This is a genomic window from Paenibacillus sp. FSL R7-0048 (genome assembly GCF_038004505.1).
Taxonomy (GTDB): Bacteria; Bacillota; Bacilli; order Paenibacillales; family Paenibacillaceae; genus Paenibacillus_AQ; species Paenibacillus_AQ odorifer.
Window position 1 is genome coordinate 6,723,537 of record NZ_JBBORF010000001.1, and the last position, 24,058, is coordinate 6,747,594.

Consider the following 24,058-nt stretch of genomic DNA (forward strand, 5'->3'; position numbering starts at 1 on the left):
CACCTAATTCTCGGAGGATTGCTTAAAGTAAGGGGCGAGTTTCTCTGCTAGCTTAGATGCATCAACTTGATAGGTACCTGCGGAGACCTGCTGCTTTAGATTGTCGATCTTAAGTGCGCGTTCTGGATCATTCTTGCCAGTGTTTTGTGCTTGCAAGAGTTGAATCGCTTCATCAGAGATCGAAACCTCATCCTTGCGTGTGCTTTTCTTCATTTGTTCCTGCCTTTGCGCTTCCGCGCTGCGTTGATACGGATTAATCGCGTTAATTCGTCCGGTCTCGTTAATTTTCATAACTTCCACCTTCCTTCTAATATAAAAAAGCCGATAATCTTTACTAAGTTTATCGGCGTAGACTGAAACATTCTTTATAGCTGCAAACGTTTTTTTGCAGATTTTATAGGTCACGCAGCTTATCTATGGCACGATATGCACCATCAGATGTCTTTTTAGTAGTATCCTCAGCAGAATTTTCCTTGACAGCATTCGTGAGATCTTTCCTGAGCCGGCTACGACAGCTGTCACACATATGGCCATCCCGAATCAGTGTACCACACACTTCGCAAGGGTACATCATATTGGGTGCATTAGCTATAGAAATCCGGCCTTCGCGAATAAAGCGGGTAATCTCTTTAATAGAAATCCCCGTAGCATCGGAGAGCTCCTGAATGTTGGTTCCTTTGTTTTCCCGTAAATAATTCACGCAGATCTCATATTCATGCTCCAGCTCTTTGATACAGGCCGAGCACAACCCCATAAGATTCTTGACAAACAACCGGCCGCACCTTGGACAATTGTCTAGATTCATAACAAGCAGCCGCTCCTCTCCGTACATTCTGTGCAATGCATAATATTCTTATGCTCCTAGATTACATGATTGCAAGGAATTCGTCTATGGGACAGAAGAAACGCTACCAACCGCAACTAATCCTTAATGGAATGGATATAGCTGTTCACAATCATGCATTTTTCGCGTTTTAGGAACGCGCCCAGGTTAGGCTATAGATTTCTGCAGCATAATCATAGTTAGAAACCATTTGTTTTAGAATTTCGGCACAAGCACGAATCGTGCTTCCGGTTGTATAGATATCATCAACAATAATAATTCGAATAGGACGGCTTATAGGTGAGTTATCTTTCAGCCAATCCTTAAATAGTGTGGAGACTGCCGGATTTGCTCCAAAAGCATTCTTCATATCTGCCAGTCTCTCCGCACGTCCTTTAAAGCTCTGCTTACCTGTATGATGTGTACGAATTAGTAGCGGTAGCTGTGGAATCTTTCTATGCCGAGATAGGACATCGGCCAATCTTTCCGCTTGATTAAAGCCCCGTTCTAGAAGCCTGGTATCACTGACAGGTACCGGAACTAATAAATCAGCTGACCAAAGGCTGTTTTTTATGTACCTTTTATGTTGAATAAGATGAAAAAAAGATGCTTTCTGAGATAAAAGAGCCCCCTGCTGCTTTTCCTCCTTTAGGGTTAAATATGCCCTATCCAGCATGAGTCCAAGCAGAGGGGCATATCGTTCATTCCCGCGATATTTATATTGACCGAGCCATTCTCTCATCTCATTAGTGTAGGCTACCGCACTCCGGTTACATACAATGGGTGAGGGCTCAGCGCTGCGAGTGCAGTCTGGACAGCCTACATGCCGCCCACATATCAAGCAACGTGGAGCGCGTATCCAAGGAATGGATTCCGCACAATTCTTACAGATACCAGGCAGCTGTGAGGACTGTGGGCTGTGCTTCCCGCAGGTTAGACATTGAGGCACGGAGGGGGTAAGGAGGAAAGACAGGGATTTTCGGAACCTTGTAAGCTTGGTATTCATATAGCCCCACCTTTACGAATATATCCTTGGCGGCGAGCAATGATATTCATAGTACGAATCTGAGCAATCGCTCCACGCTGGGATCGGCTCCACTGAGGGGAGGCAAATACAACATGGCCATCAGGATCATCTTTAGAACGACCAGCACGGCCTGCCATCTGTACCAAAGAGGCTTCGTCAAAAAGACCACTGTCTGCATCCAAAATAAATACGTCACTGCGTGGCACGGTAACTCCCCGTTCCAGGATCGTAGTAGTCACTAACAAAGAGATGATACGGTTGCGAAAAGCAGTTACCTTTTCTGCCCGAAATGAATCCTTGGACGAGGTGCCTTCAATAACCACGCCGGGAAAGCTACGACGAAGTAGGATCAGCAATCCTTCGATATGAGCTATTCGAGACACAAATAGAAAAATTTGTGCTTTTCGCTCCAGTGACTTTTGAAGATTTTGTATAAGCGATCTTGGCAAACTTCCACGCTTTAGACAGGTCAGAACCGAGGGTATACTCAAATGCTGCGGGATAGGCAAGGGATGACCATGGAAGCGGACAGGCACTCTGGCATGTGGAAGCTTGCCTAACCGGACCAAACGCTGCATTTCTTGTGGTGGAGTAGCTGATAAATAGATGAAAGAGCCGTCCACTTTACAGGCTTGTTCAGCGGCATAGGCCAACATAGGATCATTGTGGTAAGGATACGCATCCAGCTCGTCGATGATTACGAGATCAAAACCTTGATGGAAGCGCAGGAGCTGATGGGTGGTCGAGAGCGTTAAGCGACCGCTCACCCAGCGATCTGCGCTGCCGCCATAGAGTACGGCGATAACCTCCGCCGGAAAAGCCCGGGCGAGCCGCGGCACGAGCTCAAGTACGACGTCGCGTCGCGGCGTCGCTACCAGCGCCCGCCCTCCGGCGGCGAGCACTGCCTCTAGGAGCGGGAAGGTCATCTCCGTCTTCCCCGCTCCCGTTACCGCCCAGAGCAGAAACCGCTCTGGGCATGAAGTGGCGGAGCGCTTGCGCGGCTCCGCCAGAAAACCCAGCGCAGCGCCAGCGGCTCCCGCCTGCGCTGGGCTCAGCCCCCACCGGCCTGCGGCCGCGGCGGGGTCAAGGGCGGCCGTGCATCGCACGGCCGGAAGTGCTGCGCTGCGCAGCAGCAGCGCACAAGCCCGGCTGCGCCCAAGCGCGAGGCAGGCCTCGCAATAGGCGCAGCCCATAAGCCCGCACGCGGCGCATGCCGTGCGGCCGGTGGGCACGCTGCCGCAACGCAGGCAGCGCGAAACCGCGCGGCGAGCGACAGCGCCGCGCCGCAATACGTGCGGCAGCTTAGCCGCCGCACGCATCATAACGCCAGCACCCGCAGGGAGCTGGCGGGCCCGCGCCCCTTGCGCAGCCGGGGTCGCACTGCCTACGGCGGCTGTAAGCAACAGCCGCCCCTGCAGATACGCCAGTTGTGCCGCCTGGCGCCAGCAACCCCCTAGCTCTGGCAATTCTTCTGCCAGCAGCGCTTCTACTTCCGGCTCCAATAAAGAGCGCCCGGCCACAGCCCGCAATAATTGTTCTGAATCCGATTCTAGTAATCCAGATTCAAAATCCTCTTTTTCACACCAATCGTATCTTTCGTTCTTCTTATTGTCCTGATCTATTCCGAAACTTGATTCATTAGGCTTCCATATGAATATTCCATCATTCAACCACTGAGCCTCCCACAGTCCCCCTGCCTCTTTCTCCTCTCTCAACTCAGCCTCAAGCATACTATTAATATATTGCCCCCACTCCTTAATCCCCCAGGTGCTCATTGCGCTTCTTTGTTTAAAGTTGTCCCGGAGCTTCACAGCCCACCCTAGCGGTAACGCAGAAGAAAGCAGAACCAAACTATTCGCCGCTAAGGAACTCCCAGCTTTCTTCTCCGGTCTAGCTACAGACCACCACCATCTATCCACGCTAAGATCTAATGAAATTCCAACCCTCCAGCTCCCCTTGCATTCCACAGCATATACAGCGACTTGCATAAAATCCCTCCTACCTTTCGCTTGTACTTAGCAACTCCATATTTGATCCCAAATTCACGACTCCGTCTCCCCAAATGCAAAAAGCACACTCCCCCAGTTCTTGGAGAGTGTGCTTCACCCGTTACTTACATATTTACTTAAGATCTGTTGCGCTTTGATTCGCATCCCCTACTTCCTGCCATCCCCATAAAAGGCAGCGATACAGACTGCCCTGACAGCCGCAAGTCTACTACAATTCCTTCATGCTGCAATTCTTCACTCATCTGAAGAGAGTACATAGATGTTGCAAGATCGATAGAGCAGCCGCTAGCGGCCATTTTGGAAACTATCCCAAGTGTTCCATCGCTCGAACCATCATCCATGAACGTTACTCGCAATCGTTTTCCGGTTAGAAGAGCTTGAAATGTCAGTGCCCGAATGTACCATTCCACAACAGATTCATGATTGCGGGTAATAAAAATATAATGAATCCATTTTCCGGACTGCGGTGTTTTACGCACCTTCTGCCGGTTATGCAACATATGAATCATCACTGCAGCGGATACATAAACAACCGCAATCCATATCAACTGGGCTACCATGGAGATGCACCTCCTCTGTATACCAACACTATATGCCGGCATTAAAAGGTCGGTGACTGCCTAGAACACCCATCAGGGAAGCAAGCTGTGTCTACTTAATTTCTTTCCTATATGTAACGTATTACCGTGAAGCTTCTACAAGGTTACCCAGCCATATTTAATCGAATTAATAACGGCTTGAGTCCGATCATCCACTTCCATTTTTTGCAAAATACTGCTAACATGGTTTTTAACTGTTTTTTCACTAATGAATAAATATTCACCAATCATTTTGTTGCTCTTACCTTCAGCCATTAGACGCAGCACTTCTGCTTCACGACGGGTCAGAGGATTGTTGTCGCCAGCAATAAATTTAACACCAGCTTCCTTCACCACTGTATCTGTAGTTACACCAGTCTCGTTAAGGTAAGTCATACGCCGCAATTGATTGATAAGCTTTCCAGTAACCTTTGGATGGATAAAGGCATGTCCTTCACAGACCGAACGAATGGCATTAATAAGGGATTCGGCCTCCATATCCTTCAATAAATAACCATTGGCGCCCTTACGAAGGGTCTCAAATACATAACTCTCATCATCATGAATGGATAAAATAATTACCTTAACCTCCGGGAACATTTCCCGAAGTTTTTGAGTGGCTTCTACGCCATTCTCAACAGGCATATTGATGTCCATCAATACGATGTCCGGTTTAGTACCGTTACAAAACTCTAATACCTGAATACCGTCGCCGCACTCCCCTATGACCTCGATATCCTCCTCCATATTCAAAATGCGTTTCAGCCCTTCACGAAAAAGCTGATGATCATCCGCCAAAAGAACCTTAATGGGCGTTTTACTAGAGTTTAAGTTCTCCATCACACTACTCCTTCCCCTTCTCCACATTCGTCGGAATATGGATCACGATTGTTGTCCCCTGATTCTCGGCTGATACAATTTCCATTCTTCCTTCAAGCAGTTCTACACGTTCCCGCATACCTACTAGCCCGAAGCTTTCCCGATTACCTTGCTGATTTTTTAACTTTTGTACATTAAAGCCTAATCCGTTATCTTTAATCACAATCTTAATTAACTGCGCTTGGTATGTAATCTCCACCAATACGAAGCTTGGGTAGGCATGTTTTGCTGCATTAGACAATGCTTCCTGAACCAGACGGTATACCGCCGCCTCCATCGCTGAAGATAGTCGGTGTTCCTGTCCCCGGGTTTCCAAAGTCGTCCGCAGTTTCGTCTTCTCTTCAAAATCATGCACATATTTCCGCAAAGTCGGAATCAAGCCCAAATCATCGAGAGCCATCGGTCGTAAATTAAAAATAACCTTACGCATTTCTTCCAGGCTGTTACGAACCTGCCCTTTTAAATCTACTACTTCGTCCTGCACCAGCCCAAATTCCTGCTTTACCAGCATTCTTTCTACAATTTCCGTCCTAAGGACTAGATTTGCCAGCATTTGAGCGGGACCATCATGAATTTCCCGGGCAATTCTCTTCCGTTCTTCTTCTTGAGCCAGGATAATTTTGAGTCCGATCATCTGTCTGTTCTTCGCAGATTCGACAATTCTCGTCACTTGGCCTAGTTCTCCCGACAAATATTCGAGCACTACGCTCATTTGCGAACCAATTGACTCTGCACGCTCTACAGAATTTTCGACACTGCGCACTCGCATTTGTAATTCATCACGTCTGCTTCGAAGATAGACCTCTCGCTCACGCGTCATCATGAGTTCGAGCTGAAGCTCCGTAGCCTTCTCATAAGCAATACGGATATCCTTCTCTGAGTAGCGGACAAAGTCCCGGCTGACCTCTGTCAGCCGGATTCTGGAGCGGTGATACTGCAGCTCCAGCTTGTCTACCTTTTTCAACGTTTCATCCGTTTCGTCCATGACCCGCTGCAGTTCCTTGTTGAGTGCAGCAAGTTCATCACGTGCAACCTGCAATATTTCAAAAATCTGATACTTGCTGCTCTCCATCACGTCGATGGTATTTTTAATAACGCGATCAATCGCATCGGCTTGAAATTCCACGGATGCTTGCCCCTTTTCTATCGGATCGTATTAAGGTTTTCCTTATATATTAACATATCACGATTCGATAGTTACGGTCTTCGTTTTCTGTTCCCATTTTACAGTTAATCCTAACTGTTCAGAAACTAGTCTCAGAGGTACTAAAGTCCTACCCTGTAAAATAATAGGTGCTACTTCAGCACTTTGTCGCTTACCATTTAACAGGTATTCCTTTTTATTTACCGTCAGATCCAGTGCCTTGGCTCCACGCAACACCATGATCTTCTTATTCACCTGATCCCAGGTAGCATTCCCTCCAAAAGCATCCAGCACATAACGGATCGGCACATAAGTACTGCCGTCTTTCACAATTGGAGCTACATCAATAGCCTTCTTATTTCCGTTTACGGTCATTGCTTTGGAGCCGATGCTCATCGAAGCTGTACCCTTTGGTAACCCTGCATCACTGGAAAGTGAAGGCATTGTGAAGGTGATATTATCAAAAGCAACGTTACCTGTCTTCGCCCGTTCATCTTGGCCTTCCTCTACGTTGACTACATAAAGTCTCTTCAGCGTAGCCGGGAATTTAATCCCTGATCCTGACAAGTCGATGTTTATGTTCTTCCAACCGTTCCAATCGATAATCTTCGCAAGATCTACATAGGCTGTAGCTCCACTATTGTCGACAAACTCAGCACGCAGCCAGTTTAAGCTCATATCGCCCATCACATCAACTGACATCGAAGTTGCAAGCGCTGGAACGGCTTTTCCACTTGTGCCGTTAAGTTGAGCATAAGCGTACATTTTACCGCTGCCAGCCGTCATATCATAACTGAGTGACAGCACCTTGGAGCCTACTCTTTCAGCCGAGCCGTCTACTATTGTTGCAGTCCCCTGTACCGCTGGCACATTGGTAGTAAAGTTAACTGGATAACTTACCTTCTCGAAATCTTCCCATGTTGTAGCTGCTGCTGTCGATAATACAACCGCTGTGCTAAATCCATCATAACGAGCAATAGCGTAACCTGTAGTAGCCCCTGCATCCACAGAGTTTACAGTAAGCTTGCCATTTTGCACGACTCCCTTAAAGCCTACAAACTCCCACTTCAGCGCTGAATCTGGAACGCTTATGGTTGCTCCACTCTTCGTAGAGGCCTTTACAGGGACAGATACAGTTGTCCCAGCTGTCAGTGGCGCTGTAGCAGTGCCTACACTCATGCTGGATAGATCATCTCCACCCAAGACTGTAAGGGTTGTAGAAGCGCTTGCTACGCCGCTTTTAGCCGTTAAGGTAACGGTGCCTGGCTTCACTGCCGTTACTTCTCCTGCACTTACAGTTGCGCTTCCTCCGCTTGATGTCCAAGTAGGATTGCCTGCTGCTACATCTATAGGGTTATAGTAAGTGTCATAACCTTTTAACGAATAAGTAGCCTTTTGTCCAACTAATAGCGAAGTGCTTCCGCTAATTTTAATTCCTTTTACTTCACCTTGTGGTGCGTTAGTATACACACCAAGCGCGTTAACAATGCTGCGCTGCTCTGTGCCATACTCTGTATTAAAGGTTAGTGTGGCTGAGCTTTCACCAAGAGGCCGGTCTACCATCGTTGTAGAGCCGCCTCCGTCTAAGTTAAGCCCTTTCCAGACTCCAATATTGGTCATAAAAGATTGCAGCTCGGTCAATGACATTCCGGAGCTGTTGCCATTTTTTTCAGTAGCTATAATATAAACATAACGTCCATCCTGAGAGTATCCTAAAGCCGTACGTGCACGATAACCGCCAATACTGCTAGTCGAGCGAGAGAACGTTGCTGCTTTTCCGTTATTCACAAGAATCGTATGTCCACCAATCATTGTTTGCAGATTAGCAGGATCTAGCGATTGCTGTGTAGTCTTGGATTTCAGGGAGTACACACTTGTTACCGGTTGTCCTACAGTCAGATGGGCAGTAACATACCGTGCGGCTAAGCCATGGGCCCGCAAAATATAAGCTCCCTTTGGAACCGCTGTAGGAAGCGCAGCATTTTCAGATATTTGAGTAACTACGCCGTTCTCAACGAGCACCTCTGTCGGTGTGGTTGAGCTGTTTTTGGGACGATCGAGTGCGGTCCATACATCCGTATAGATATACATTGCATTAGCATGGCTGTAAGTCGAGCTTCCACCTTCAGGGCTATAAGCACCTTTATTGATACCGGATATCTCAAACTGTGCGCCGTCAGGTGCGGTTATCATTCCTTCAAAGCTGAACTCATCAATAAGAGGCTTGCGGTCCTTAGTCACTGCAAAGGCATACATTCCATCCAATTGCGAAGGGGTGGATACCAATACTCCACTGGATACTTGTCCACCAATCGGAGCGCCTTCCCCGCCTGTATTAAAATAATCTCCGTTTACTGCAGCCACGGCTCCAGTTTCCTTAGCCATCCCGCCAGTACTTTGACGTGTTGTCAGGTTTCCACCTTTACCTGTCATAACATCTAATGAAACATATGGATTGTTGAGGTCAACGCGAATAACATCCGCCAAGCCAGAAGCACTCGCTCCTGAACGTGTAGCCGTATATTTGTATTTCATCATAATGGCGCCCGAAGTAATTACTTCTTCTCCCAGCTTGCTTACTTTAAAATTAGATGTGGCTGCGGCAGCAATTGGTGTGGAACTATGACCAAACATTGCTAAGCCTTCACTGCCAATTACCGGCATAATCCACAACACACCTGCTAATGAAGCGGCAACCCATTTTTTAGTAGATGATAATTTTATTCCCCGAACAACTTCTCTACTCTTCTTCTCCATGAAAACTTCATTCATTTCGACGTAACTCTCCCATCTCTTTTTTACTCTTCAAGTCCGTTATCAAAAGTCTGGAAACTGGTTCCTATTTTTCTAGTACTCTTTTAATAGACTGAAAATAAGCGAAAAAGTTGCGAAATTGAGAGATTTCAAGCTTAATAGAGTCTCGTAACACAAACTATTAACATAAAAAAAGCCCAGCAGAATGCCAGGCTTTACCAATCTATTTATTCTACAAATAATCTGTTTGCTTCAGCATCCGATGCAACATCACAGCAGCTTGTGCACGAGTGGCATTACCCTGAGGTTGGAACTCACTTGTGGTCATTCCCAAAATAATCCCCGATTGCACAGCTTTAGCTACGAATTCTGCACTTTGATTCTGAATTTTGGACTTATCCTTAAAGCGAGCCAGTGTTGAGGCAGAAGTGCCGCTTAATGTAATAGGATGTTTGGTGTATTCCATTGCCCGAATCATCATGATTGCCATCTGCTCACGAGTGATATTATCGTTAGGCCGGAAGGAGCCATCCGTGTTCCCTGTAATAATACCAGCCTTAGCTGCTGCACCAATATAGTCTCCAGTTTGTGTAGAAGGCTGCACATCCCGGAAGCGCTGTGCGGTCTCTCGATCGCCTAGCAAACCGAGTCCCCGGCTAAGCATTACTGCAAACTCTGCACGGGTAATCTTTTTTTCTGGACTAAATGTAGTCCCATAACTGCTATCGATAATAGTTTTTGCACTAAGCTCTGCTACGATCGAATTACTCCAATGCTTACTCATATCTGAGAAGGCCCGGGTTGATATAAAAGTTCCTAACACCTGATTACCCTCCGTACGAGCACGAATAATCGTATAGCTACCTACCGTACTTACTTTTGTTGGCAGATAGGCTGCATCGTAATAGGAAAGATCCAGTCTAGCAGCAGATGTCTGCGCATTGTTCAATGAAGAAGTTGTACGCACAGTGTATTCTCCAGGTACCGATAATGCCTTAGCATTAGAATAATTGCTGCTTACTATCGCAGTCACCCGGACATCCATAAGACTAGTAACGCTCTGCATCCCCATAGTTTTTAGCTTTTGCTCAAATGGGGAGAACGTACCTGCCGGAACCTTTTCTAAGCGGAACACCAGCGAGATATTTTTACTGTCTGCAATCAAGTTAGTCGCTAGTCCGTTCATATCGATATCGTCTAGTCCTACGCTATATAAGTGATCGCCATAACGTATCATAAATTTTGTGGTTTTACTACGATTTACAGCATCAAGCAAAGGCTTTAAAGGAACAGTCACATAGGCCGATTGTTCTGTAGCAGGCACCTCAAAAGCTAATGTATCACTACTTGCCTTATACAGATATTCATAACTGGCCGTCAGGCGATCTGTGTTTAAGGTATATCTTTTTACAGATTGATTGTATAACGAACGGTCATCCACGATTTGTGAAGAGTCACTCTTCAGCAGTGCGTATTCTTTTCCAAACTCACTTGTTGCAAGCGTCCCTAGATAGGATGGACGATTTCCCGTTCCGGTGCTCACGCCGGTTAGGTTCTTAACAGAGAGAGAAGAGAATGAGGACAGTATATTACCGTTCAAATCCTTGATCGTACCTGAACCTGACATATAGGACAAATCGATAGTTTGCCCGGTCTTTACTACTGAGGATGTTGTTATTTTCAAAATATCCCCTGACAAAGTGTAGTTTTGTACACCCATACTGCTCCCATCTGCTCTAACTCCGAACTGATTAGCGTAGAGGGAACCAGATGCCTGCATGTTTTTACTGAATGTAACCGTAAGCTCGTCGCCATTGATGGTGGCAGAACTAATCTCAGGTATGCTAGTTCCGCTGTTTTCCGAGATGGACACAGGCTGCAGGTTAATATAAGCTGCACGGTTTCCATTTAAATCGCTTATTCCGGTAGTCCCCGGAACATAGGATACAGTAACATTCTGATTCACCGTCAAAGCACTCTGGAGCGTTAGCGTGACCTGTGAGCCACTGACCGATACATTCGTAACATAGTTAGGAGTGGTGCCAACAAGCACAGAGAACTGGCTGTTCATCGGGAGGTTTGTCGTTGACAAGCCTTCATTGTAATTCAGAAGGATTTTATTGCCACCTCCGGTTGCACTTTGGAACACGGGTGGAATTGTATCATTGCTGTTGCGAATGTAGAAATCCGTGAAATCCGCAATATTTTGTCCAAAAGAATTCTGCAAAGGATAAGAGCCTGCATAATAGGAGACACGAACGGTCTGGCCATTAGAAGCATCGCTATTTAACCCTAAATATACAGTGTTCCCGCTGGAGCTTATGGAGTTGACCCCTAGGGATCCCCCATCTGAAGTCACTAGAAACTGACTATGTGCGTAAGAGGAAACTGCCTTTAAGGAGTCATTGAAATTCAACGCTACCGTTCTACCCGTGATCCGTCCATCTTTGGGTGTAGGCATGGAGGACTCGATAGTGTTAGTAACCTGCTTTGAGCTAAAGGTGCTGGCTGCATTTCCGCTTGGATCTTGAATGGTCCGCAGACCCCCTGTATAGCTAACCTTCACATTCTGTCCAACCGCTACCCCTGTACTGAGTACCACATAGGCGCTGTCTCCCTGGATATAGACACTTTCAATTGTACGACTCTCATCATTCACCGTAGCACTAAAACTGGAGATCAACAGTGCAATGGAAGAGTTGAGGCTCTCATTGTATTTTAAACGAATGGTCCGATTGTTCTCGAGTGATGCAGATGTGAGCTGTGGAGCTGTTTTGTCCTGAGACAAGGTCCGGAAGCTCCATGAATTTTTTCCGCTTAGTCCATCATAGATAACATTAGCATCAATAGCGTCTACAAAAGCTCCTTTAGCAATATCAATATAATAGGTTGAGTCGCTATCTAAAGCTGTTTTAGGTGTAATTACATATTCGTTTGCAGCAGTTGTACTCCGGTTAACAGTAACCGGAACCTGTGCGCCGCCACTTTTATAAAGTGCTACGCCATTTTCCACAGCACTGTTATAATTCACATTACGATTGAATGTGACAGAAAATGATCTGTTGTTAGCTATGGATTCACTCCGGTCAGCTGGATTTAGCGCACTTACGTTAAGTCCTGTCAAAGAAGCCGTTGTAAATGTCCAGGTATACGCACCCGAAGCCGGAAATACATTTCCGTCTTGATCGTAAAAAGCTCCCTGCGGTATCGTCACCGTATACTGCGTACTGTTTAGCAAGGGTGATGCTGCTGATGCTGGAAGCAATGTTATAGTTCTGCTGCTTCCTCCTGTAACGGCTGGAGAGTTTACATTAAGCCATCTCGTTCTAGCATCGTTAGCTGCACCTGGAGATACTGTTATGGTTCCAGCTGCAGGCATCATAGGACGATCAAATGTAAGCTGTAGGGCTCCAGTGGTAGATACCCCACCTGATCCGTTTGCCGGTGCAGGAGTCACTGGAATCTCTGCCACACCTTTAGTAGAAAAGCTCCACACATCACCGCTTGAAATCCCGGAATACGTTCGATTATCAACATCCTTAAAAGCATAAGAATCTATAAGAACATAATAGTTACTTCCGGAGGCCAATGTTTTATCCAATGTTAGTTTAACTGTAGTAGAGTTAGTATCAGTCTGAACGTTGACTCTAGTGTCATCATCCTTAATTTTGAACTCTTGTACGGTTGCATTATCTGCAGACGACAAAATTCGAATGGAACCTCCACCTTTTATCAGGTTTTTATTTAAGGTTAGACTTAGCTCCTTAAGGGCTCCTGCATCCACTCTTGTATTATTAGCAGGTGAAAAGTTGCCTGCCGTAATCGCTGTATTACTCTCAGGCGCAGTGGTAAATGCCCATGAAGTAACACCTGACTCATTACCATCATTATCCTTGAACAACCCCTTAGGGATTGTCACTGTATAAGTCTTGTTTGAAGTAAACTGTTGATTTAGCTTAAGCTCGTAATCTTTTGAACTCCCAATTAGACCATAACTACCAATAGGAATCGTTAAAAAAGGTGAGCTATCACCTTGACCCGTGATAGTAATTTCACCTGACTGGGGGTTTACTTGACGATCAAAGCTCAGTCTAAGGGATGATCCGATATTTACATAACTTGCTCCAGGCGCTGGTGAGACTGTTATACCAAACTCTGATGCAGCGTACACTGCTGAATTCCCTATTCCAATAGCAGGATAACCCGAACCAAGTACTAACTCTCCCGCTAGAATAAGTGCCGTCCATATTGAAATTTTTCTTTTCATTCCGTGATAGACTCCTCTCAAGCCATACTATCGTCTTTATGTATATTCTTATATTTCGGCTAAAAGGCTGGCAAAGTTTAGTAGTCTACTTCTCTATGGTTAGATTCACTAGCCTTGCTCGTTTTCGCACGCAAAATAACCCGCAGAGCTGACACCATGGCCAACTTGCGGGTTAACATATTATAAGACCGTATGATGAATTACAACCCTGCTTGATCTCTTAGCAATTCTGCTTTATCTACGCGTTCCCATGGAAGATCAACATCAGTACGTCCGAAATGACCGTAAGCTGCAGTTTGTCTATAAATCGGTTTACGCAAATCAAGCATAGAAATGATGCCCGCAGGGCGAAGATCAAAGTTGTTGCTGATCAGTTGAACCATTTTCTCTTCACTGATTTTACCTGTTCCGTATGTATCCACATTTATCGAGACAGGAGTAGCTACACCGATGGCATAGGCAAGTTGGATCTCACATTTGTCGGCCAAACCAGCAGCTACAAGATTCTTAGCTACATAACGAGCCGCGTAAGCCGCAGAACGGTCCACTTTAGTTGGATCCTTACCTGAGAATGCTCCGCCGCCATGACGAGCATAACCGCCGTATGTATCGACGATAATCTTACGGCCAGTTAGACCAGCATCCCCTTGAGGGCCACCAATAACAAAACGTCCGGTTGGGTTAATAAAGTATTTGGTTTCTGCATCAAGCAGTTCCGCAGGAACAACAGGCAAAATAACATGTTCTTTAATATCCGCCTGAATTTGTTCAAGAGAAATTTCCTCTGCATGTTGTGTAGATACTACGATAGCGTCTACGCGTACAGGTTTTTCATCTTGATACTCAATCGTAACTTGTGTTTTGCCGTCTGGACGAAGATAGTCTAAGGTTCCGTTCTTACGAACTTCAGATAAACGACGTGCAATACGATGTGATAAAGCAATCGGCAGTGGCATCAGTTCAGGTGTCTCGTTCGTAGCAAACCCAAACATGAGCCCTTGATCGCCTGCACCAATATTAGCTGTTTCTTCAGCTACTTGAGCAGGATCACGGTGTTCTAAAGCAGAGTTAACACCTTGGGCAATATCAGCGGACTGCTCGTTAAGAGAACTCAACACAGCACATGTATTATAGTCGAAACCATATTTTGCACGTGTGTATCCAATTTCTTTGATGGTATTGCGTACGATGGCAGGAATATCAACATACTCTGATTTGGTACTGATTTCCCCGATCACCAGTACAAGACCTGTTGCTACTGCTACTTCGCAGGCTACACGTGCATTAGGATCATTAACTAAAAATGCATCCAATACCGCGTCGGAAATCTGGTCACAGATTTTATCCGGATGCCCTTCCGTAACGGACTCAGAAGTAAACAAATGACGCCCTTTAATAGACAAGTATAACAACCTCCCATATGGTTAGTCTGACACTGTATAAGGGATTCCTTAATGATAACAGGCCAAATAATAAAACTAAATAATATAAATAATTCAGGTTTGCCTGATTTCTTTTTATGAAGGATTTTTGCAAAATTTGATGCCTACATTCACTAAACTCTTCAAAAAATGAACCTTTTCCATATGGAAAAGGTTTAAGGCTTTCCTCAAAAGTCATATTATCTTATTTAGGGGGTGGTGTCAATTAAACACAGAGCCCCCCGTGAGAGTATGAATATTGATTTCACGCTATAAAAAAGCAATATCAGATAAGGAATAAGGGCATCCTAACCCCTGATATTATTGAAAAAGAGACTGTTCAGCTTGCTTAATGAGTCTCTTCGTGATTTCTCCTCCAACAGACCCATTATCCCTTGAACTCAGATGCCCAAGGTACTGACTACGGCCAGAACCACTACCTCCGACTGCTCCTAACTCAGAAGCAAACTCCGTGTCTGCCCCGCCTCCATAATGAGCCCCATATAAACCAAATTCAGCTGCAATTTCATATTGCATTTGTTTCAGCATTGTCCGACTTTCAGGTACGACTGTACGATTATTACGTGCCATGTTACAGCACCTCCTGTGAATTTGTAAGATTACAGGAATATTGTGCGTCCATCACTTAATCTTCAATCGCGCCAATGATTTGTAACTTTGGAAAACAGTTTGAAGGTATGATTATGTCCGTTTACGGGCATTATGAATATATATCATTACACATTATTTCAAGGTATATCCACCACGAACCATCACAACAAGACCAAGCGTTTGACCCTCTTGAACAGCTATTCCACGACCATCACGAGGGAAGGACAATAAGTGGTTAGATGGTGCAGCTAGTCCGTTTGTAAGATCTTTACCGTCTGTTAAATCGGCCACACCATTGGCATCTTGTGAAACGATTACTGCTTTACCCGCGCGAACGATAAATTCAGCGCCTGCAGAAGCAATTAAAGTTTGGCCGGGCTTCACATCAACAATCACAGATTCATTACTGCTATTTTGACCAGGCGTAGCTACTGGCGCTGTGGTTGCACTAGGCGCAGGTGTAGCACTCGCTACCGGAGTCGTCACTGTACCACCTGATAGTGCTTTCTGAATTTGCTGATCTACGTAGCTTTTCGTAACTACAGGATCATCCGTTGTGCCAGGCTGAGAACCAACACCAGCACCTTCAGCAGTAATGTTTAGCAGAGATCCAGCCCATACACCACCAGCCAGCAATACGGCTGCGGTTGTTACTTTCCATACCGGTTTCAAAGAAGTTCCTCCTCATTATTGGGGATAAAAACCTATAAAAAAAGAATAGCCTCCGAAGAGGCTATTCTGTGCTTCGGTAATCGGAGATTACTTAGCGGAGATTTCTGTTTCGCCTTTGATCTTGTTGCCATCAGCATCGAAGATTGCAGCGTCTTTCTTAACTTTAACAATGATTCTGTTAACACCGTTGGCGTTAAGATCAAGTTCTTCTTTAGCACCAGCAGCGGAATCAATGATTTTCTTGGAGAATTTAACAGACCATTTTCCTTTATCAGATCCGTATTTAATCGGAGTGATAGAAAGAATGTTATCTGATGAAATTTTGTTGCTAGAATTAACATCAGTGTTGATGTAGAATTCCAGGTTCGCTTTCAAGTCAGCTTCAGTTGTAGCTTCATTCAGGTCTTTGGAGAATCCGAGAATCAGTTCAGTTGAACCTCCGCTGGATACTACAGCTGAATCAAACGCGGGGCTAATTCTGCTAGTCAGCTTACCTTTTTGTTGTGCAACTGTACCATCGATTACGTTACCAGCAGTATCAGTAACACCATTCACAGCAAAGACATAGTCTTTAGTTTCTGTGATGCTGGAGCTAGGGATATATACATATGCACGAGCACGAGTTGGGTTAGTAGCAGATGATACTTCTTCGCCTTTTTCGTTCAATGTTTTAATTGTAACGTAAGAAGTGCTTGGAAGACCAGCATTGTTCAATGTGTAGCTGTTTTTATCAAGAATTGTGGATGATTTCAAACCGCTAGCATCAAACAGATCAACAGTGATCAAAGCATCACCATAAGTGTCATCACCAACAGATTTGCTATCATAGAACTTGATAGGAGCAGCGCCATTAACAACCAACAATTCTGGAGCTTTATCGTCAGTTGAAGTAGATCCGATTGTTACAGGCAATACTGCAGCAGTCAGTTCATTTGCACTGTAGGATTTATCTACGAACAATCCTGCAGGAATACGCAATGTGTAGCTACCAGCAGTTGGTACACTTACACCAGTGATAGTGAAAGTACTTCCGCTACCTTTAACAAGACTAGAATTGTGAAGTACAGTTGTAGCTTCACCAGTAGTATCATTAATCAGTTGCAGGGTGCCTTTACCTTTGTATACAACATTTTCAGAGAATTTCAGAACCAGACCTTTATTAACAGCTGTAGTTGTGTAAGTAACACCAGTTACAGTAGGAGCTACAGTGTCTTTAGTAAAGGTAATTGCTTGGCTAGCAGCTGTTCCCAAAATGTTACCCAGAGTATCTTTTACAGAAGCTCCGAATACTACAGAACCAGTGAAAGTTCCAGTTGAAGGGAAGCTAGTCAATGGGCTTTGAAGGGTGAACTTCTTGCCATTGTCAGTAGTCAACACTTGGAACGTACCTTGGCTTTCACCAACGGAGTTCAACAAGCGAACATTACCAACCAAAGAAGCACGATCAACTGTTTTGTCGAACTCAACTTCAACATACTTGTCACTTACTGGAGTTACGCTCTTGATTACTGGAGCAGCAACATCAGAAACTACAGTTACAGTAGTTTTGATTGGGTTAGGATTAGCTACATTACCTGCAAAGTCAGTAACGTTAAGCAACGATACATCGTAAGTTTTGCCGCTATCCAATGTTCCTGCAGACAATTTATACTCAGTGTAAGTATCATTTGTTACAGTTACAGTAGCAACTTGACCATTTACGTAAGCAACAATACCAGTAGTTTTAACTGGTTCGCTGAATTTCACGTATACATCTTTAGTAGTTGCTTTTGCAGTAGAGCTAGCAGAAGCAAGTGTTGGAGCAACTGTATCAGCAACAGTGATCAGTTGTGTGTAAGCTGGGATAGCTTCAGCAGATGTTGTTGTTACAGCATCGTTAAGAACTACAGTGTAGTTACCTTTAAGGAATTTAACTCCTGGCAGGGTAATAACAGCTTCAGTGTTGTCAGCGTTGAAGGTAACATTAGCATTAGCTACTTCGTTAACATCACTACCCACTTTAGTTACTTTTACTACGCCGTCGATAACTTTGCTGGATTCAGCCAGTGTATCAACATCGATTGAACGGTTAAATTTGATTACTACTTGTTTAGCATTTGGAGCTTCTGCGGAAACAACCTTAGGAGCTGCCAAAGTTACTTTTGTAGTGTAATCATGATCATTGTGTTTGAAGTTGATTGTAGTTTCAACGCCTGCTACAAGAGCAGTTGTCAATTCAACAGTTGTAGTAGTTTTGTCAGAGAAAGTAACAACTACTTTAGTTGGGCTCAATGCTTCAGCAGAAACGATTGTAGCTGCTTGGCTCAATTGATCCACAGCATAAGCTGTTTCAACTACCAAAGAACGGCTAGCGTTAGCTTTGAAGTTAGTGTCTTTAGCAACCAAACCTGCATTGATTACTGCTTGAGCGTAACCTTTAGCCCATGCGGATGCAGAGTTGTCAGTTGTAGTTGGTTGTTCCAGTTTCAAAGCGCGGAACAATACAGCCGCAACTTCTTCAACTGTTACTTTACCGTTGTAGTCGAAGATACCTTTAACAGTATCTTTACCTTGCATGTAGTTTACTGCAGTAACAGCTTCGATGTAAGGCACAGCCCAGTTCGATGCGTTGTAACCTTTGTCTTTGTAAGACAATTTGTTACTTACTTCAGTAAGGTCGAACAATTTAGTAACGATCTTCGCGAACTCAGCACGAGTAAGATCTTTTTCAAGGTGAGCTTGACCATCTGGGTATCCGTTGAGAATACCTTTCGCTGCCAAAGCATCAAATTTTTGTTGCGGAGTTGTTGCTGCGTCACCAAACGCTACAGAGGCAAACATCGAGAATGCCATTGCTGTAGATAATGCTACGGATAAAATTTTCTTCATAACCTTTTTTTCTCCTCCTTGGACGTTCATAAACTGAGATTTTTCTTTAGTTGAGTAGCTCATGTCACTCATTAGCCGATGCACCCCCTTTCCCGAGTTGAGCAAATTAAGTATAAATAATGTCTGTGACGGGTATCACAGAAACTGGTAAACGATTTTAGGACATGACAATACTAGATTCCTAATTATACCTAAGTATTATACAATGTGCCTCAAGTCACGTAAAGCTAATTTTTCCATTTTGTTAAATTGGCTTTACCAGCGGTTAATTTCAGCCCCTGTGTAAATGACTCTACACCTTAAACGCAGAAGATTTGAAAAAGTTGCGGTTTCTCAAAAAAAATCTTCTTTTTTATATTTTCCGGTGTGATCCCATTAGAAGATACATATGTATGTTCTACTAACTATTGTTAATCATGGGTGCCTACGGAAAACAGTATATCATAGTCGCTTTCTAAACGTCATTATGCAATATTTACTAAGAATCATTAACACTTGTACTATTAATTTAAACATTCCTACAAAAAACAAAAAAAGCGCCGTTGCCGACGCTTGCTTCTATTACATTGTTTCTAACGAATCTTCATAGATAATTGGATCAATTCCTGACGCTTCTCAGGACTCGAGTTCACATTGTCATACATTGCATCAATAGCTGCGCGGTTCTCGCGGTAGCTCTTCTCATGCTTGATTGTAGTATGAGACCATTCGATCAGAGCATTCTCAGTAACAACAAGCTCGTTGTATGAATCGTGGAATCCTGTTGCTTGCACCAGTTCTTCCATGACCTCTTGAGTGATCTCCTGTAGTGCCCGTTTAGCTGCAATTTCCTTCTCCAACACTTTTGCTCTATTCTCAAACATATTCTTGGCTTTCATGTAATCCAACTGTGCTTTTGATAAAATCGGTTTCATCGATGGCTTTCACCTTTCAGAAAATAATATTTTCTACATTATTGTATCGTAAATCGGTGCAGATTACAAAATTTATGTCACTGGTAATTGTTATCTTTACATCAAAACTCCGACCTACGAATACTTTTCGCAGGCCGGAGCACTTTTTTATTCTTTAGTTAAAGTTCTTAGGGAAGATGCTTGTACTCTTCTGTAAGAGTGCCACAGTAATCTTACCAGCCTCTGCTCTAGTCAACTTACCCTTCGGGTTAAAGTTATAGACGGGCTTCTTTTGGCCTGTAACGGTCACAGCGCTTCCTTCCATAATCTTAGCTTTAGATATAGCTTCAATTGCAGGACGTGAGTAGAAATCCATGTTACTTGTATCAACAAATGATTTGCTTAAGCTTGCCAGCAGTTTACTGTCATTCAAAGACATCTTGAGTTTCAACGCCCTAGCTATCATTACTGCGGCTTGTTCACGTGTTAAGGCTTGATCAGGCCCAAAGAAGCCATCACTGAGGCCTGTAACAATACCTGCCCTAGCAGCTGTCTCAATGTGTTTGAAATCCCATGTGGCCGCGACGGCTTCTGGCACAATATCAAAGAAGGTTTGTTTATTAGCATCATAGTTCAAAGGAATACTTAATGATTTCACCAACAATGTAGCAAATTCACCACGAGTGGTCAAATCATCGGCTCCGAATGCATCTGCTCGAAGATTAGTCATAAATCCTTTGGAATACAATCCATTCATTATATTTCTGCCCCATGGATGATTCGTAATATCAACAAAACCACGGCGCAGCTTCATAACAGTGTAATAACCAAATTCATCGAATGGAACGGTGATGGTATGTTTTTTCGTATCTACGACCCCGCCCAAGTTCTCCCACTTACCTGAATCTGTATATCGGAATACTGTAATAGTCGATCCCACTTCATCCACAATGCTGGAGTTGAAAGTAAGCGTCAATTCACCACGTTGGGAAGGTACGATTTTTCTTGTTTGACTATACTGTGTAAAGTATCCAGTCTTTCCACTGGCATCCACGAAATGCGGGGTAACCCCGTTGGTCTCAAGATTAACGCCATCATTTCCTAGACCACCACTAAGCCAATAGATATCCGATACTCTCGAAAAGTTATTAGTAGAGACGGTTGATGTAAAGCGCAGCGCAAGATCTTGTGGAATCACAAGCTGCCCGCCCCCGCCTTCGGTTCTGTCGTCACTACCCGTTACGTTGATAATGTTCCCGTAATCATTCTTACGTTCAACAACGCCATCAGCGGGATCCGCAATACCAAACAACAGTTTTGTATTAGGATAATATTTTGCAGCACCAGAGCTAGTATATCCCTTCATAATCGTGCCTTTAGGGAAGTTCAATTCCAAGGTTTTATTAAAGACACTATACTTCGTAGCTACCTTCTCAGCCATATATTGTGTATCAATCTGCACTGCACTAGCATAATACACATTTATAGTATCGCTTATTGTGGAGTTAGCACGAACCACTTGTATCTTAATGGGATTCGATTTGTCTGCTTTTAAGCCCACATAATCATAGGTGAAGCGATCTTGATTTGGCAAATCCGTACGTTTAATTGCTTCTTCTTTGCCAATTATTACTTTAGTGGCACCTTCAGCCTCAATATCAAAACGAACAAAGTTTTTGTTAACAACAATTTGCTCACCTACCGTCGCTACAGGTGACAGAAGACGATATGGAGCAACTTCCCGCACTACTTCAAGACGTTGTGTAGTTCTTGCTCCTGTTTTGTTAATAAGCTCTAGGGTATAAACTTGACTTCCTGGGGCATCAAATTTAATGTCACGTAATCTTAAAATAAAGTTTTTAGCACTGCCAATGTAGTCATAATACAGACCATTTGCAGCCACTTCATCAGGATAACGTTTAGGACCAATAGGTCCATCGGATTCCGTACCGTCAATTAGCAGCTTATCCTGCCCCGTCGAAGTAAACACCAGAGTAGAGCCCTGATAAAGATTCAGCGTTGTAGCACCACTACCTTGTAGTACCAAGTCGAATTTATCTTTGTTTGTTGTATATTTTTCATCCTTATATACAATCTCAGCCGGCAATGCCAGCATGGCATTACGCTCGACTTCATTAGAAAGGGTTGTAGTTGTAAAAGGTAAACGATTATCCCCTAAAGTAGGATGGAATTGTTTTACCCCAGAAATGTTGGTATCAATGATGTAAATTTTAAGTTCTTTTTTGATAATACGTTGGTTACCAGCATTATCTCTTGAGACTCCAGTAAACACGATTTTATTCTCACCGTATACCAGTGGTCCCGTCTGACTGATTGTCACAGTGAAATTAAAAGTTGTTTTATTTACTGTTGAGTTTTTTTCTACTTCAAGCTTAAAAGGATTGCTAGATAATGAGTTACTGTCTGTACCGTTAATTTGCACTTGTGCATTTTCTATATTTTCGAACCCGATATATTCCCCAGCGACATTAAGTTTTCTTTCTACACTGGAATCGAATTCGTAGGTCTGACCATCTTGCAGATTACTTACATATATATAGTTTTTCGATACATATGAAATATCAGCATTATAGAAGGATTCGGATCCTTTATAACGGAATTGTACCTTTTGTTGACCATTAGAGAACCCTGATATTTTATAAATATATTCATTTGTTCCTGTGCCTGCAGTTACATATTCTATGGATAGTGGTTTATTACTCAATGGCAAATAGTTCGCAGTTATATCTTCTGGGGTTGTTGATCTATTTGTCTTCGCCATTATATAGAAACTATCCGTCTCTAACTGTTGGCCATTCAAAGGCAATTTAGAGATATTGGTAAGATCACCTGAGCCTGTATATCCAGGAAGGTAGTACATTTCTGTTATAACAGTCTCTTTTTTCAAAAATTTATATGAATAAAGATGAGAACTGCTGTGGCTGCCATAATCTACAGACAATTTAAAGTCATTTACACCCGCCAAGATTTCTAAATCAGCTGCAGTCTTAAATTTAACCAATTTATACGTTGGCGTAACGCCATCAGGACCAGGAATTGTTAATTCTTCTGTCACAGCACTAATCGTTACAACTTTTTCGGAACTATTACCTTTATTAAGAGTTAGCACAGCATTTGTTGCAAACGGAGCCACGTTATATGGAACTAAGATCTGTCCAGTAAAACCTGCAACACTTGGAGTCAAATCAGCAGTCAACGTAGGCACATTATCATTTAAGATATTATAGTCCGCATTGTCGTGGTTGATGTTCAAAGAAGCGTACGGTTGATCCTTATCAAAGAAATATACGGATCTGTCTATTGTTATTGAATCCGAAGCATTTTGAATAACAATCTTAAGCGTACTTAATCCCGGACTCAAGTTCAGCGCGGGGGTGAAAAATGTTCCGTCTTCCAATAGGGAAGTTTGTAATGCAGTTCCTCCATTCACGGAGACACTGACTTTAGTGGCATTCGTTACTTTACCTTGAAGAGTAACTGTAGATACTGGTACGACAACTTGTGTTCCTTCATTTAAATTAAGCGCAGAAGGACCACCCAAAACTTTTAATTCTGTTACATAGGGAACTTTATCGTAAAGAACATAAAATGATTCTGAACGTTGGAGATTCCCTTGCATACCAGAAAAGGTCACCTTATTAAAACCTGTATACAAAACAAGACCAGATGCTACAAAACGGTTATCCGGGCTATTGGTATCTGTTGTTACCGCTCCCGTAGTCAGGTGAGTAGCATCTGTTACCCATTTATTAGATTGACTATCTTTTGTAAGCTGCTCTACAGTAACCTTCATCGTGGAAGATGTTACCTGAGAGTAGGTTCCTGTAATTGAAAAGGTAGGGCTACTTACTTTGTAAACACTAGAACGGTCAATAAGTCCCTCAGGATTAGGATTAGCTGTTGTTGCTACAACATCCTGTTTCAACAGAACAGTATTACGTAATGTGAGATCATCCGGACTGAAGAAAGTCGTGGAGCTCGTGGTAGCCGCTGCCGCTATGGGCGTGTATTTACCTGGGAACATAGAAACGATCAAAGCCGCCAGCATCAGCCAAACGAACGGTCTCTTAAAGCGTTGCATGTGTTATAT

General features: G+C 43.7%; 15 protein-coding genes. All 15 read right to left on the reverse strand.

The annotated features are described in order from the left end of the window. Nucleotides 1–3: 3 nt before the first annotated feature. The 15 genes from flgM to NSQ91_RS29895 all read right to left on the reverse strand — a co-directional run bounded on the left by flgM (nucleotide 4) and on the right by NSQ91_RS29895 (nucleotide 24,049). On the reverse strand, nucleotides 4–291 hold the full coding sequence (flgM, locus tag NSQ91_RS29825; RefSeq protein WP_036678454.1) for a flagellar biosynthesis anti-sigma factor FlgM: 288 nt from the start codon (nucleotides 289–291) through the stop codon (nucleotides 4–6). A 103-nt stretch (nucleotides 292–394) separates the two neighbouring features. After that, nucleotides 395–805, reverse strand: coding sequence for a TIGR03826 family flagellar region protein (locus NSQ91_RS29830; protein ID WP_076124340.1), 411 nt, complete (start codon nucleotides 803–805; stop codon nucleotides 395–397). A 169-nt stretch (nucleotides 806–974) separates the two neighbouring features. Further along, nucleotides 975–1,829, reverse strand: coding sequence for a ComF family protein (locus NSQ91_RS29835; protein WP_256716465.1), 855 nt, complete (start codon nucleotides 1,827–1,829; stop codon nucleotides 975–977). Next, nucleotides 1,826–3,838 carry a DEAD/DEAH box helicase gene (locus tag NSQ91_RS29840; RefSeq protein ID WP_076303594.1) on the reverse strand — a complete coding sequence of 671 codons (2,013 nt, stop codon included), beginning with the start codon at nucleotides 3,836–3,838 and terminating at the stop codon, nucleotides 1,826–1,828. The genes NSQ91_RS29835 and NSQ91_RS29840 overlap by 4 nt, the downstream gene beginning before the upstream one ends. 137 nt (nucleotides 3,839–3,975) lie before the next feature. Next, on the reverse strand, nucleotides 3,976–4,419 hold the full coding sequence (locus NSQ91_RS29845; protein ID WP_076123908.1) for a glycosyltransferase family A protein: 444 nt from the start codon (nucleotides 4,417–4,419) through the stop codon (nucleotides 3,976–3,978). 135 nt (nucleotides 4,420–4,554) lie between these two features. Beyond that, nucleotides 4,555–5,277 carry a response regulator transcription factor gene (locus NSQ91_RS29850; RefSeq protein ID WP_036681509.1) on the reverse strand — a complete coding sequence of 241 codons (723 nt, stop codon included), beginning with the start codon at nucleotides 5,275–5,277 and terminating at the stop codon, nucleotides 4,555–4,557. Nucleotides 5,278–5,281: 4 nt separating this feature from the next. Then, entirely contained in the window at nucleotides 5,282–6,442 is a 1,161-nt protein-coding gene (locus NSQ91_RS29855; protein WP_036681511.1) for a sensor histidine kinase, read from the reverse strand. Nucleotides 6,443–6,499: 57 nt separating this feature from the next. Further along, nucleotides 6,500–9,232 carry a stalk domain-containing protein gene (locus NSQ91_RS29860; RefSeq protein ID WP_081391784.1) on the reverse strand — a complete coding sequence of 911 codons (2,733 nt, stop codon included), beginning with the start codon at nucleotides 9,230–9,232 and terminating at the stop codon, nucleotides 6,500–6,502. Between the two features lie 214 nt (nucleotides 9,233–9,446). Further along, on the reverse strand, nucleotides 9,447–13,481 hold the full coding sequence (locus NSQ91_RS29865) for an Ig-like domain-containing protein (RefSeq protein WP_076303593.1): 4,035 nt from the start codon (nucleotides 13,479–13,481) through the stop codon (nucleotides 9,447–9,449). 200 nt (nucleotides 13,482–13,681) lie between these two features. Continuing rightward, nucleotides 13,682–14,884, reverse strand: a complete 1,203-nt coding sequence (gene metK / locus NSQ91_RS29870; RefSeq protein WP_036681514.1) for a methionine adenosyltransferase — start codon at nucleotides 14,882–14,884, stop codon at nucleotides 13,682–13,684. A 339-nt stretch (nucleotides 14,885–15,223) separates the two neighbouring features. Beyond that, nucleotides 15,224–15,493 carry an alpha/beta-type small acid-soluble spore protein gene (locus NSQ91_RS29875; protein ID WP_036681516.1) on the reverse strand — a complete coding sequence of 90 codons (270 nt, stop codon included), beginning with the start codon at nucleotides 15,491–15,493 and terminating at the stop codon, nucleotides 15,224–15,226. A 153-nt stretch (nucleotides 15,494–15,646) separates the two neighbouring features. Next, the gene (locus NSQ91_RS29880; RefSeq protein WP_076303592.1) at nucleotides 15,647–16,186 is read right to left on the reverse strand and encodes a hypothetical protein; all 540 of its coding nucleotides are present in this window, start codon (nucleotides 16,184–16,186) and stop codon (nucleotides 15,647–15,649) included. A gap of 87 nt (nucleotides 16,187–16,273) precedes the next feature. Beyond that, entirely contained in the window at nucleotides 16,274–19,018 is a 2,745-nt protein-coding gene (locus NSQ91_RS29885; RefSeq protein WP_175617272.1) for an Ig-like domain-containing protein, read from the reverse strand. Between the two features lie 608 nt (nucleotides 19,019–19,626). Next, nucleotides 19,627–19,968, reverse strand: coding sequence for a hypothetical protein (locus NSQ91_RS29890; RefSeq protein WP_036681520.1), 342 nt, complete (start codon nucleotides 19,966–19,968; stop codon nucleotides 19,627–19,629). A gap of 154 nt (nucleotides 19,969–20,122) precedes the next feature. Continuing rightward, nucleotides 20,123–24,049: an S-layer homology domain-containing protein gene (locus tag NSQ91_RS29895; RefSeq protein ID WP_076303591.1), complete on the reverse strand. Its 3,927-nt coding sequence runs from the start codon at nucleotides 24,047–24,049 to the stop codon at nucleotides 20,123–20,125. Nucleotides 24,050–24,058 lie beyond the last annotated feature (9 nt).

What these genes read in the sequence shown, in the direction of transcription:
- flgM (WP_036678454.1), bottom strand. Translation starts at nt 291, where the DNA reads ATGAAAATTAACGAGACCGGACGAATTAACGCGATTAATCCGTATCAA.
- NSQ91_RS29830 (WP_076124340.1), bottom strand. Translation starts at nt 805, where the DNA reads ATGAATCTAGACAATTGTCCAAGGTGCGGCCGGTTGTTTGTCAAGAAT.
- NSQ91_RS29835 (WP_256716465.1), bottom strand. Translation starts at nt 1,829, where the DNA reads ATGAATACCAAGCTTACAAGGTTCCGAAAATCCCTGTCTTTCCTCCTT.
- NSQ91_RS29840 (WP_076303594.1), bottom strand. Translation starts at nt 3,838, where the DNA reads ATGCAAGTCGCTGTATATGCTGTGGAATGCAAGGGGAGCTGGAGGGTT.
- NSQ91_RS29845 (WP_076123908.1), bottom strand. Translation starts at nt 4,419, where the DNA reads ATGGTAGCCCAGTTGATATGGATTGCGGTTGTTTATGTATCCGCTGCA.
- NSQ91_RS29850 (WP_036681509.1), bottom strand. Translation starts at nt 5,277, where the DNA reads ATGGAGAACTTAAACTCTAGTAAAACGCCCATTAAGGTTCTTTTGGCG.
- NSQ91_RS29860 (WP_081391784.1), bottom strand. Translation starts at nt 9,232, where the DNA reads ATGAATGAAGTTTTCATGGAGAAGAAGAGTAGAGAAGTTGTTCGGGGA.
- NSQ91_RS29865 (WP_076303593.1), bottom strand. Translation starts at nt 13,481, where the DNA reads ATGAAAAGAAAAATTTCAATATGGACGGCACTTATTCTAGCGGGAGAG.
- NSQ91_RS29875 (WP_036681516.1), bottom strand. Translation starts at nt 15,493, where the DNA reads ATGGCACGTAATAATCGTACAGTCGTACCTGAAAGTCGGACAATGCTG.
- NSQ91_RS29885 (WP_175617272.1), bottom strand. Translation starts at nt 19,018, where the DNA reads ATGGCATTCTCGATGTTTGCCTCTGTAGCGTTTGGTGACGCAGCAACA.
- NSQ91_RS29890 (WP_036681520.1), bottom strand. Translation starts at nt 19,968, where the DNA reads ATGAAACCGATTTTATCAAAAGCACAGTTGGATTACATGAAAGCCAAG.
- NSQ91_RS29895 (WP_076303591.1), bottom strand. Translation starts at nt 24,049, where the DNA reads ATGCAACGCTTTAAGAGACCGTTCGTTTGGCTGATGCTGGCGGCTTTG.